Source organism: Gemmatimonadaceae bacterium (assembly GCA_020852815.1).
GTDB lineage: Bacteria > Gemmatimonadota > Gemmatimonadetes > Gemmatimonadales > Gemmatimonadaceae > SCN-70-22.
The window spans coordinates 1-11,892 of the sequence record JADZAN010000024.1; the positions used below are offsets into that span (position 1 = coordinate 1).

Genomic DNA, 11,892 nt, shown 5'->3' on the forward strand with positions numbered 1-11,892 from the left:
CGGAGCGAGGTGGACCAGATCGAGACGGTCGACATCGCGGCGTTCAACAAGCTGCTGCAGGCCAGCAAGGTCGACGGGGTCATCGGGAAGAAGAAACCGGGGACGATCATGTAGCGTCCCCTGGCGTCCCCAGGCGCCTCCTCGGCTTATGTTTGTGGTGGCGGCTCGATTCCCCGCAGGGCTGACGGGGGAGTGGGTCGCCACCGTTGCCTGCCGGACCATCTTCCTGCCATGACCGCACTACGCGCACTTCGCCCGTCTCGGGCCCTCCGCGGGATTCCCGCCATCGCCCTGCTCCTGGCCGCCGCCGCGGCGTGCAATGGGAGCGACGCCAGTTCCCCATCCATCCCCGGCAAGATCACCCGCGTGAGCGGTGACTCGCAGTCGGTGGCGGCGGGGACGTCGCTCGTCGCGCCGATGGTGGTGAAGGTCGTGGCGCAGAATGGGTCGCCGATGCTGGGGCAGACGGTGACTTGGTCGCTGGAGACGGGGACGAGCGGGACCCTCCCCTCCTCGACGAGCCTGACCGACGCCAATGGGCTGGCCTCGATCGTTTTCAACGCCGGCCAGGTGGCGGGAAAGGCGGAGGTGACGGCGACGGCGGGGTCGCTCGCCGGACTCAAGTTTACGCAGACCATCGTCGCCGGGCCGGCGTCGGGGCTGGTGAAGTTCGCGGGAGACAACGCGGCAGCGCTGGTGAACGCCGGGGTCGGGCTCGTGGTGAAGGTGACCGACCAGTATGGGAATGCGGTCTCGAACGCGACGGTCTCGTGGGAGGTCACCAGCTCCGGCGGGACGCTGAGCGCGGCCACGAGCACGAGCAACACGGCCGGGCTGGCCACCATCACACTCACCGTCGGTGCCGCGCCGGGGACGTATACCGTGAAGGCGACGAGCGGAAGCCTTCCCGCGGCGACCTTCACCGTCACGGCGATCTAGCGGCCCGTTGCAGGAGCGGTCATCGCGTCGTGCCGGTGATGCGAGCACGGGGGCGACGAGCCGCGGGGTAGCCGCCGGGTAGCCGCCGGGTAGCCGCGTGGTATCCGCGGTATCGCGGCGGGAAAGCTGTGGGGCGCCGCGGTGATTGCGGCGCCCCCGAGCGCTTGTGGGGGTCTTGTACCAGGTGCGTGTCCGTTGGGTAGGGACCGGCGTATCCCCCACCCCGGTACGACACCCTGTCTTGGAGACTTCACCTCATGTTCCGCTCCACCGTTCTCTCATTACGACCGGTGCGTGTCGTTGCGGCCGCGGCAGTGCTGCTTGGCGTAACGGCGTGCGCCGAGTTCCTCGGCACGAGTTCGGATGACACGTCGATCAGCCAGTCGCTGACGGCGGCGTTCAGCACCGTTCCGGTCGGTTTCAGCAACAACGCGTCGAGTTACGCCGGCGACACCGACGGCATGTCGTCGCTGTGGCTTCCTGGTCCGCGGGGACAAGCCTTTGGTCGCGAGGGGTTGATGGGGGGTGGGCTCGGTGATGCCTTCGCGGGCGGCATTGCGGCCAACGCCTCGATGGGCGGCGGCGGGCGGCGTGGTCCGTTCGGCGGAAAGTTCGGCGGCGCCAGGACGTGCGAGGGAGCGTTCAACGCCGGCACGGGATGGTTTGTCTGCACGCCCGTCACCAGCAACGGCATCACGTTCAACCAGCAGATCCAGTACAAGACCGCCGCCGGCACGGTACAGTCGGCGCTGGATACAGGGACCACCAACTCGGTGCAGGTGAAGTCGACCGTGGCGGGGACCATCTCGTTCGTGCGCGACTCCACCCGGGCGTCGTGGGAAGGGCGCAAGGGGCCGCCGCACTTCGGGCACCTGATTGGCGACTCGACGACGGTGCTCACCGCGAACACGACGCTCAACCACGTCAGCGACCGCACGGTGACCGGGCTCGCCACCGGGAGCACGAAACGCACGGTGAACGGCACGTCGCAGGGCGAGGAGTCGACCACCGGGACGTCGAGCAAGGGGAACTTCACCGCCAAGCGCGTCGCCGCCGACACGAGCCGGGGGGTCGAGGTCCCGATCGTCGACGGCAAGCCGACGTATCCGACGGCCGGCACGGTGATCCGCGTGATGAACGCGTCGGTCACCTTCGCGGGCTCGGCGGCCACCACGGCTTCGCGCAAGGAAGTGATCACCTACGACGGCAGCGCCACGGCCAAGGTGGTGATCACGATCAACGGCGACACCAAGACGTGCACGATGGCGCTCCCGCGCGGCCGCCCGGTCTGCCCGTAGGCGACGCTCGTCAGGTGCAATTCTGGCGCGCCCGCCGGATCGCGTAGCGCCTGTTGGACCGCCAGGACCCGTGGTACCCGTGGAATCCGTGGTACCTGCGCAGCACGACGCCCCTCGCCGGCCGTTCCGGCGAGGGGCGTTTCGCGCGCGCCCGTGACGCCTGGTGCCTAACGCTTACCGGCCGGCCGGGCGGCGCGTGTCGCGCCCGCGCGCGCCTCGGCGCTCTCCGGATCCACGACCTGGACGAAGCGCTTCATGTTCTCGGTCATCGGCACGGCCTTGAGCCGCCACCGGTTCTGGATCGAGTTCCACGGCCCGCCCGTGTAGGCGCGCGCCGCGCGGTATCCAGCGGTCCGTGTCGCCGAGTCGCCGGCGGCGGCCAGGGCGCCGAAGGGATAGGAGAAGTATTCGGTGGCGCTGGTGCCCAGGTTCTTCTGCAGCGCCTCGCGGCTGCCGGTCACCTCCTCATGCATCTGCCTGGCGTCCTTCATCTTGTCCACGCGCACGTGCAACGACGTGTGTGACCCGATGGTGAACCCCTCCTTTTGCAGCTCGCGGAGCTGCGCCCAGGTGAAGTAACGCGGGTTCCGGTCCATCGCATGGGTGAACGGGAAGAACGTCGCGGTGAAGCCTAGCTTCCTGAGGAGGGGAACGGCGTTCTGCAACTGGTTCACGCGCCCGTCGTCGAAGGTGATCACGACCGCCCTTGGCGGGAGCGTGCGCTTCCCTTCCAGCGCCTCGACCAGCGCCGTGAAGGAGACGACCGGAATCTGGTGCGCCTTGAGGTACTGCATCTGCGCCGCGAACACCTCGGGACGCATGGTGAGGTCGGCGCCGCGCACCGCGCGCCCTTCGGCCGCCGACTGGATGTTGTGATAGACGAGAATCGGGACGCGGAGCGAGTCGGGGACCCGCGCCTGCTGCTCGACGTTAGTCGACCATGGCGACGCAACGGGCGACACGCCTGGCGCGGCGTGCGTGACAGCGGCTGGGGCAAAGTGGCGATCGGGATCCGTCGCAGCGGTAGCCAGGAGCGGGAACAGCACGGGCAAGACGGCAGGAATCATGACAGAGATGACGACAGACAGTACGACGAAGGGAACGCAACAACGGCCGCAGATTCGACCGACGGGATCTTACACAGGAAGCCCCTCGAACGCGTAGCCGCGCGCGAGGAGTTCGGGAACGATGCGTGCCAGCGCGCCGGCCGTCTGTGTGCGATCACCCAGGGGGTCGTAGCCGTCACCGTCATGGAGCAGGACGATGCTCCCGCCTCGCACTCCGCCCACGGTGCGACGCGCGATCTCGTGCACGCCGGGGCGGCCGCTGTCCCACACGCCGAGTGACCATCCCACGCAGCGTTGCCCCAGACGGTGCGCCGCCGGCGCCACGAATGGCGAGCGGAAGCCGTGTGGCGCGCGAAAGTGGCGCGGCGCCACGCCACAGGCATCGACAATGGCTCGCGTCCCGGCCGAAAGGTCGGCGGTGGCGCGGTTGGGGCCGGCGAGATGCAGCCGGCGGTGCGCAAAGCCGTGGTTCGCCACCTGGTGTCCCTCGGCGACAATGCGGCGCACGAGCGCAGGCCATCGCTCCGCATGACGCCCCAGGAGGAAGAAGGTCGCGGGGACGTCATACTCGGCGAGCGTGTCGAGGATGCGAGGGGTCGCCCACACGTTGGGGCCATCGTCGAAGGTGAGCGCCACGCGCAGCCCGTCGCCGGGAAGGCGCGACAGAACGCGGCCAAAGAGGTTGCTGTTGCGGTGCAGGGCGGCGTAGCTCCCGGCACCGGCCAGGGCGATGGGGGTGAGCGATGCGAGCATTGCGATCGTGGGTGTCACGCCACCTGCTCCACATCGATGTTGCAGCCAGCGCGCGCATACGCGCCCAGCACCTGCGTGGCGACCACCGACCAGCGGAAGTCGTGCGCGCGCCGCAGCCCATGTGCCGATAGCCGCGCGCGCAGCGACGCATCGCGCAGGACGAGTACGAGCGCCTGGGCGAGCGCGTTCACGTCGTGCGCCGGGTGCATGATTGCCTCGCGCCCAGGGGTGACGACGCTGCGAAAGCCGGGAAGGTCGGTGCAGACGATCGGCGTCCCCGCGGCCATGGCCTCCAGCAGCGTGACGCCGAACGACGCGCGCGTGGTGGGGCAGGCGTACACCGTGGCCGCCGAGTAGTACGCACCCCGCTCGGCCACTTGCGACTCCGCGAAGTGAATGGACGGATTGGCGCCGGCACGCGCGCGGTAATGACGCCTGAGCGCACCATCGCCGACAATCACCAGTCGCGCCGACGGGATGTCGCGCTGCACCAGCGGGAGCGCGTCGATCAGCATCCCCAGTTCATTGCGCGGGTCGAAGCGCCCGACGAAGAGGATGGTCGGCGTGTCCGCGTCGAAGCATGCCGGTCGTGGCAGCGCCGGGCGGAACTCGTGCGTGTCGATGCCGTTGGGGATGATCTCCCACTCGGCGTCAAAGTAGCGCCCATGCGCTTCCGCTGCAGCTGGCGATACCGCGACCGCAACGTCGAGTTTGTCGAGCCGGCGCTGGAAGAACGGGCGCCCGCGCTCGTAGACGCGCGAGCTGGGGAACCAGGTGTGGAACGTCCCGACCACCGGCACCTGCGCGGCGTCGACGGCGGCCAGGGGAAGCGTTGGCGCCAGCGGACAGTGCACGTGCACGAGGTCGTAGCGCTGCTCGCGAAACAGCGCGCGCAACCGGTCGCGCAGCCGCCACGCCATGGTGAGTCGTGCCATCGACGCGTTGCAGCGGACGGGGAGCGAGCGCCCCACGCGAATCACATGCGAGCGATCGTCAGACGCGTCGATGGTCGAGGTGACGACGTCGACGTGGCATCCCATGCGTCGCAGTTCACGCGAGAGGTAGTGCACATGCTCGGTCACGCCGCCCAGGTGCGGGTAGTAGTACTCCGACACCATCGCGATGCGCGGTGATGCGGCTCGCCGGTCCAGCGGACGACGTTCGGCGTGTCCCAGGATGTCGGCGCGCGAGGCGTAGTCGGGGACGGGAAGGGGAGCGTCGAGCGGAGAGGTTTCGAGAGGCGGAGCGTCGTGAAGCGAAGCGTAGAGAAGGGACACGCGGTCGAGGGCTAGGCGTTCCATCGCCCCGTGCCGGCAGTGCGTCGTGACCGGCAGTCGATGGTGACGCGATCGCGTCGACGCTATCGCGTCTCGCCTAGACGGCAGATGACAGCCCCGCGTGCCGAAGGTCAGCCGTTGTCCGCTATCGCCTTGGTCCCGCGTCCCGTAGCATTCCGAAATGGACCCCAGCCTTCGCTGGGGAGAGGATTGGACCCCAGCTTTCGCTGGGGAGAGGCTGGGCGCCAGCCTTCGCTGGGGAAAGGCTGGGCCCCAGCTTTCGCTGGGGAAAGGCTGGACCCCAGCTTTCGCTGGGGAGAGGCTGGGCCCCAGCTTTCGCTGGGGAGAGGATTGGGCGCCAGCTTTTTCGCTGGGGAGAGGCTGGACCCCAGCTTTCGCTGGGGAGAGGATTGGGCCCCAGCTTTCGCTGGGGAGAGGATTGGACCCCAGCCTTCGCTGGGGAAAGGCTGGACCCCAGCTCTCGCTGGGGAGAGGCTGGGCGCCAGCCTCCGCTGGGGAAAGGACCTCGTCTTCTCGTCTTCTCGTCCTCTCGTCTTCTCAAAGAAATGCAAGGCGCCGATCTCCTCATGCGCTCCCTCGCCCAGGCCGGCGTGGAGCTGTGCCTGGCCAACCCGGGCACGTCGGAAATGCACCTGGTCAAGGCGCTCGATGCAGCGCCTGCCATGCGCTCGGTCCTCACGTTGCACGAGGGTGTGGCGAGTGGGGCCGCCGATGGATGGGGGCGGATGACGGGGCGGGCGGCGAGTACGCTGCTTCATCTCGGGCCCGGATTGGCGAACGCGCTGTCCAACCTGCATAACGCGCGACGCTCGGCGACGCCGGTGGTGAACATCGTCGGCGACCACGCCACGTATCACCTGGCCAACGACCCGCCGCTGCACAGCGATCTCCCGGCACTGGCGCGCGCGTCGTCGGCGTGGGTGGAGACGGTCGCGACGGCCGAGGCGATGGCGGGAGCAGGGGCGCGCGCCGTGGCGGCGTCGCTGGGGCCGCCGGGGGCGATCGCGACACTCATCGTCCCCGCGGATGCGGCGTGGGGCGTGGTGGAGGATGCGAGGGGAGAGGCGGCGCTGCGCGCGGCAGCCCGGGCACCGGCTGTTTATGCCGGGACTGCTCCGTCAGACGCAACGATCGATGGCGTGGCGCAGGTGCTGCGTTCAGGTGAACCGGCGGTGATCCTCCTGGGTGGACGCGCGGTGTCGCCCGCCAACGCCGAGCGCGCCGGACGCGTGGCTGCCGCAACCGGGGCCAGGTTGTGCAGCGCGCCCTTCTCCGCCATCGCCCCGCGCGGCGCCGGGAGTGTGGCCACCGAGCGGCTCCCCTACTTCCCGGAAATGGTGCTGCAATTGCTCGCTGGAGTGCGGCATCTCATCCTCGTGGACGCACCGGCGCCGGTGGCCTTCTTCGCCTACCCGGGACTTCCGGGGCGACTGGTGCCCGAGGGGTGCAGCGTGCATGTGCTGGCCACCGGGAGCGACGACGTCGTGGCGGCGCTCGATGCGCTGGTGGTCGCCTGTGGCGCCGAAGGGGGCGCCGCGCCGCGAGTGGCGCGCGCCGTCCCGCCGGTGGCCAGCGGCGCCATCACGCCGGCCACCTTCGCGCAGACCCTTGCCGCCACGCTCCCGTCCGGGGCCATCGTGTGCGACGAGGCCATCACGAATCGCTTTCCGTCGTTGGCCGCCACCGCCGGGGCGGCGCCGCACGACTGGCTCGACCTCACTGGCGGGTCGCTGGGGCTTGGCATGCCGATGGCGCTGGGCGCCGCCATGGCGTGCCCCGGCCGGCGCGTGGTGAACCTGCAGGCGGATGGTAGTGCGATGTACACGCCGCAGGCGCTGTGGTCGCTGGCGCGCGAGGGCGTCGATGTGACGACGATCATCCTCGCCAATCGCCGGTATCGCATCCTGGAGTACGAGCTGATGCGATTGCAGCTGACCGACGCCGCGCGCGCCCGTTCCCTCACCGACCTCTCCACGCCGCCCATCGACTTCGTGCAGCTGGCGGGATCACTCGGCGTTCCGGCGGTGCAGGTGACGACGGCGGAGGGGCTGGGCGAGGCGCTGCAACGGTCGTACGCGACCCCTGGGCCGCAGGTGATCGAGGCGATGATCGTGGAATGACACCCACGGCTCCGCGCGCGCAGCACCTGCTCGGCGTCTGGAATCCGAGCTACGACGCCGATGCCATGTCACAGCACCTCCAGGTGCTGTTGCAGCATGCGCGCACGTATCGGTCGAGCGGCGCCTCCGGTGATGACGGCGAGGTGTACGTGTGGTGGGGAAAGGTGCGCTCCAGCAACCGGCAGCAGCCGCTGGCGCACCTCGACCAGATTCTCGCGCTCGACGCCGCACTGCAGCACGAGCGCGCACGCGAACTCCACCTCTACCTCACCGACTATCGCTCGTTGTACGTGGCCCACGTCGCCGAGATCACGGCCGACGACGTGCTGGAGGACGACGAGCAGGAACATGTGCCCGAGTACTATCGGCGTAATCGGCTCGCGTGCGATTGCTGGTTCAAGCTGTTCGACATTCGTCGTGTAGTCTCCGAGGACACGCTGGCCGTCATCAGTGAACTCAAGCAGTTGCGGAATGCGCGCTACCACGACCGCCCGGTGTCGCTGTACGGCGGCATGGTGGATCTCCCGCTGCTCGTGTGGCGTGACGACGACGTGCGCTGGTTCGATCCGGACTTCCGCGAGCGCTACACCGACGGACGCTTCTGGGCCGAGTTCGATGCGGAGCAGGGGGGAAACGCGGCGATGCAGGGCGAGCTCCGCGACCATCGGTTCGGGGCGGTGTTGTGGAATGCGACCGATCCCGCAGCGCGCTGCTTCATTGCCTCGGCGGAACAGATCTTTCGCGCGCACCATCGAGACGCGGCGTTCGACCTGTCGCCCGTGGCCGTCAACCTGGCGCGTGCGCTGGAGCTGCAGGTCAATCGCGTGCTCCGTCAGGCGTTGCTGCGCGCGCCGGAGTCGCTGCGGTGGCACAATGTCGACGGGGTCACACGCGACCTGAGCGACGGCGGCAACTGGACACTTGGCGTGTTGGCAGAGGCGATAGGCTCCGATGGTGCGCGTGCGACGTGGCTACGCGACCACCTGCGCAACGGCTCGTGGTTTGCCGGCTCGCTCCCGGCGATTCTGCGCGACGTGGGTGAGCTTCGCAACGCGGCGGCGCACACCGAACGAGTTTCGCCGCAGGATGTGGCGCGCATGCGCTCGCGACTGGTGGGGGTGGGATGTTCGGGGGCGTTGGTGGAATTGGCGGGGGTGGGGGTGCTGTGAGGGGAGGGTGGCGGGGGCGCGGCGCGCGCAGTGTCTCGTCGGTTCAACACGCCGCACCAACTCACTCTCGAGATCAAACATCGCTCACCCCAGCTCCCCCAACTCTGCCAACGCGAGCACCTGCGGAATGTCGTTCGGGTTCCGCGCCATGCGGAACGCCCATCGCCCATACCTCCCGTCGGCGTTGACCGCCTTCACCCAGCGTTGCGCGGCGGCCTCCTTCACCTCGTCCAGCGGGTCGTAGCCCTTGGTCTCCAGGATCAGGTGCGCAACGGGATCGGTATTGAGCCGCAGGATGAAGTCGGGCCAGAACTCGTGCGACTGTCCGTCGAGCTGATACGGAATCGCGAAGCCGAGTCCTGAGTTCTTCACGAATGCGCGCACCAGATGATGCTGGTCGAAGCGCTGCGCCGCGGCCTGCTCCCACTTCGTGGTGTCGGCGACGACGAAGTTCACGTGGCTGTGCTGCACCGCGAAGGTAGGCTTGCTGCTCCAGAAGTCCACATCGGCGGTCGATCCCTCCTCGCGCCCCGCGACATAGCGCGGCAGTTCCATTGGCTCACCCTCCGCGACTTCGGGACGAATGCCATCGAGGAGGCGCGAGCGCATGTCGGAGTAGAAGGAGCCGAGGAAGGCGTCTTCCGCCTCGTACTCCCCCTGCGCTTCGATGCGCGTCTGCACGAACTCCTCCACGATGTGGTACATCTGCGGAAAGAGCTCGTGTGCGGGGGCCTTGCTGGGGTCGGCGCTGAGATAGGTGCGTGTGAGGTCGCGGGCAAGCGCGAACATCCGGCTTTGCAGTCGCTGCGAAGCGCGATAGCTCGCGAGCGTGATCTCCTTCACGGTGCCCACGCCAAACGTCGACGGGACACCTGCCGTGTTTGGTATGAAGGTTCGCATGACCGCCGCCGGCGGAATGCGCATCGGGTCCAGCACCAGCGGCGCCACTGCGTCCCAGTCGACGACGATCTTCCGCTGGATCACCTGGCGGTACCACTCCACGCGCGGGAACCGAATCTCGAACGCAGCCCGATCGGGGAGTGCGTATACGTGCGTTCGCCTGGTGGGTTGAGGTGCTGGTGCTCCGGCCGTCGCCTTGAATGGGATCACCTCGAACGGCACACCCAGCACCTGCGCGACTTCCTCTGGCAGCAGTCCATCGTCGCCGGGCTCGTACGACACGCGCCGTAGCCCACGCCCCACCACCTGCTCGCACAGGAGCTGCGACATGAACGGGCGCAATCCCACGATATGCGTCACGGTGTTGGCGTCCCACCCTTCGGTGAGCATGCCGACGCTCACGATGCAGCGTACGTCGCGTCCAGGCGCTTCGAGTGGTCGCTCGAGCTTGTGCGCGAGTGCCTCGAAGCCATCGGGATACAGCGGCCTCCCCTGGCTGTCGCGTGGCCACTCGCGCTTGCCAATGGTATCGAGCGTGAAGCGCATCCATCGCACCTCGTCGCCCTTGGCGCCGTCCATCTCCACCTCGTCCACCACCTTGGTGTCGACGCGGATCGTGTTCACGACGCCATCGCGGTTGCGAAAGAATTCCAACGACGACTGCGGCACGCCTGGCGGGGCGTTGCCGCTGGCGAGCCATTCATACGCGGCGCCGGCAATCCGCGTGTTCTTGCAGACGAGGATGAAGACCGGCGGGCGCTCGATCCCCGCCGTGGTCCACCGGTCGCATTCCTCCGCGTAGCTCCCCGCCATGAGGGTCAGCGGTACGTCGGCGTGCTTGAGGATCGCCTCCGGCTTGGGGCTTCCCTTCTTGCTCCCCCGCTCGGCGGATGTGAGCTGGTCGGTGATGAAGCGCCAGAGATTGAAATACTTCGCGCGATCGAGCCCGCTCGTGTCACGCAGCGCGAGCTGCGGGATCTTCACCAGCCCGCTCTCGATGGCGTCGATCAAGCCGAACTCGCTCACGACCCAGGGGAAGGGGCGGGCCGTCAGCTGCCCCACGCGCCCCAGGAAGTAGGGCGTCGCCGAGAGGTCGAGGCAGAAGTTGATCCCGCGCAGCTTATGGATCTTGTCGAGCCCCTCGATCCAGACCGTTGCTTCCTTGAAGAAGTCCTCGTCGTCACCTTCGCCAAGCAGGTCCTGTTCCTCACCGTCGGGATCAGGGCGTCGGATGCGATAGGCGTGGTGCGCCTCGTCGTTCATGACGAGGATGTTCTGCTTCCCGCCCACGGCGCGCCCCAGTACGCGCTTCACGAAGGCCGTGTCACTCTCGACGTACTCTGTCGAGCGAATGCGAACCGACTTGAGCGTGCCATCGGGATGCAACTCCGGTTCACCGATGACCTCCACGCCGCCAGAGGCAACGTGTGCCTCGAACGCCTCGAGCGTCATGTAGCGAGAACCACGCGCCGTGGTCGTTCGCTCGCCGATGATGATCTTCTCCTGGCGCACCTCGGCGACCCCCGCGCGCACCACGCGGGACGACACGCCCCCGGTGCCAGCCGGCGCCTGCGTTGCCAGCACGTGCCAGTTGGTCACCAGCACGCGGCCGCGGGCCAGGAGCGGCATGAGGTGCGCCGGCACGAGGTCGCGCGTGCGATAGAGCGATGCCTCGCCGGCGAGCGGATCGAGTTCGCGAAGGCGATCGCGGATCGTCAGGTTGGGAGTGACGATGAGGACCACGTCGCTGAATCGTCCGTCGGCGCGGTCGTTCACCTTGTTGAGGATGCTCCACGCCGCAAGCATCGCCATCACCGTCGACTTCCCCGAGCCGGTCGCCATCTTGCAGGCCAGGCGCTCGAAGCCGGTGATGCCCTTGGCGCGCTGCTCCTCCGAGACTTCCTCGCGCGGCACGTCGATGCCTTGCAGGAAGTCCGACCGTGCCTCCTTGAGGAAGATCACCGTCTCGGCGGCCTCCAACTGCGCAAAGAAGAGGCGTGTCCGCCGGTCGGGGGAGCGCCAATGTTGCAGCAGGTCGTACGTGGTGCGCGTGACCCCCGGGTAATCCTCGGCGCGCCAGCGGCGCACGCTCTCGCGGATGATGTTGACGAGGACGAGTTCGTAGCCGCGTTCGTACTCGCTCAGCTTGCGGATGATGCCGTCGTCCTCCCATGGGTCGCGCTGGTCACGCGGCTGGAAGACCATGGCGGGGCGGCGGCCGTCCTTGAGTTGCGGCGTGGCGCCCTCCTGGATGAACCAGTACTTCGACGGTTCATCGTAGGGCGGATTCTGGATGGGTTGGGCGACTTCGAAGGACATGGTCTCTTCTGCTCAGCTTGACGGCGCAA

Annotated in this window: 8 protein-coding genes; 4 read left to right on the forward strand and 4 right to left on the reverse strand. The window is 68.2% G+C overall.

Annotation, left to right across the window (positions count from 1 at the left end; all coding sequences use genetic code 11):
• Nucleotides 1-231 precede the first annotated feature (231 nt).
• Together IT359_13265 and IT359_13270 are read left to right on the forward strand one after the other, a co-directional pair.
• A complete protein-coding gene (locus IT359_13265; GenBank protein ID MCC6929945.1) occupies nt 232-939 on the forward strand; it encodes an Ig-like domain-containing protein in 708 nt (235 codons plus the stop codon).
• Between the two features lie 257 nt (nt 940-1,196).
• Nucleotides 1,197-2,237 (forward strand): hypothetical protein, encoded by a 1,041-nt coding sequence (locus tag IT359_13270; GenBank protein MCC6929946.1) that lies wholly within the window; start codon nt 1,197-1,199, stop codon nt 2,235-2,237.
• 167 nt (nt 2,238-2,404) lie between these two features.
• Here the strand turns inward: IT359_13270 and IT359_13275 are convergent, their stop codons facing one another.
• From IT359_13275 to IT359_13285, 3 genes are all read right to left on the reverse strand, one after another.
• Nucleotides 2,405-3,304 (reverse strand): polysaccharide deacetylase family protein, encoded by a 900-nt coding sequence (locus IT359_13275; GenBank protein MCC6929947.1) that lies wholly within the window; start codon nt 3,302-3,304, stop codon nt 2,405-2,407.
• Nucleotides 3,305-3,373: 69 nt separating this feature from the next.
• Nucleotides 3,374-4,075, reverse strand: coding sequence for a polysaccharide deacetylase family protein (locus tag IT359_13280; protein MCC6929948.1), 702 nt, complete (start codon nt 4,073-4,075; stop codon nt 3,374-3,376).
• A complete protein-coding gene (locus IT359_13285; protein ID MCC6929949.1) occupies nt 4,072-5,358 on the reverse strand; it encodes a glycosyltransferase family 4 protein in 1,287 nt (428 codons plus the stop codon). The genes IT359_13280 and IT359_13285 overlap by 4 nt, the downstream gene beginning before the upstream one ends.
• Nucleotides 5,359-5,921: 563 nt before the next feature.
• Between IT359_13285 and IT359_13290 the strand changes: the two genes are divergently transcribed.
• Both IT359_13290 and IT359_13295 read left to right on the forward strand, forming a co-directional pair.
• Complete coding sequence (locus IT359_13290; GenBank protein ID MCC6929950.1) at nt 5,922-7,475, forward strand: acetolactate synthase large subunit; 1,554 nt, start codon at nt 5,922-5,924, stop codon at nt 7,473-7,475.
• Nucleotides 7,472-8,644, forward strand: a complete 1,173-nt coding sequence (locus tag IT359_13295) for a hypothetical protein (GenBank protein MCC6929951.1) — start codon at nt 7,472-7,474, stop codon at nt 8,642-8,644. The genes IT359_13290 and IT359_13295 overlap by 4 nt, the downstream gene beginning before the upstream one ends.
• Nucleotides 8,645-8,728: 84 nt before the next feature.
• Here the strand turns inward: IT359_13295 and IT359_13300 are convergent, their stop codons facing one another.
• Nucleotides 8,729-11,863 carry a hypothetical protein gene (locus IT359_13300; protein ID MCC6929952.1) on the reverse strand — a complete coding sequence of 1,045 codons (3,135 nt, stop codon included), beginning with the start codon at nt 11,861-11,863 and terminating at the stop codon, nt 8,729-8,731.
• Between the last annotated feature and the right edge of the window lie 29 nt (nt 11,864-11,892).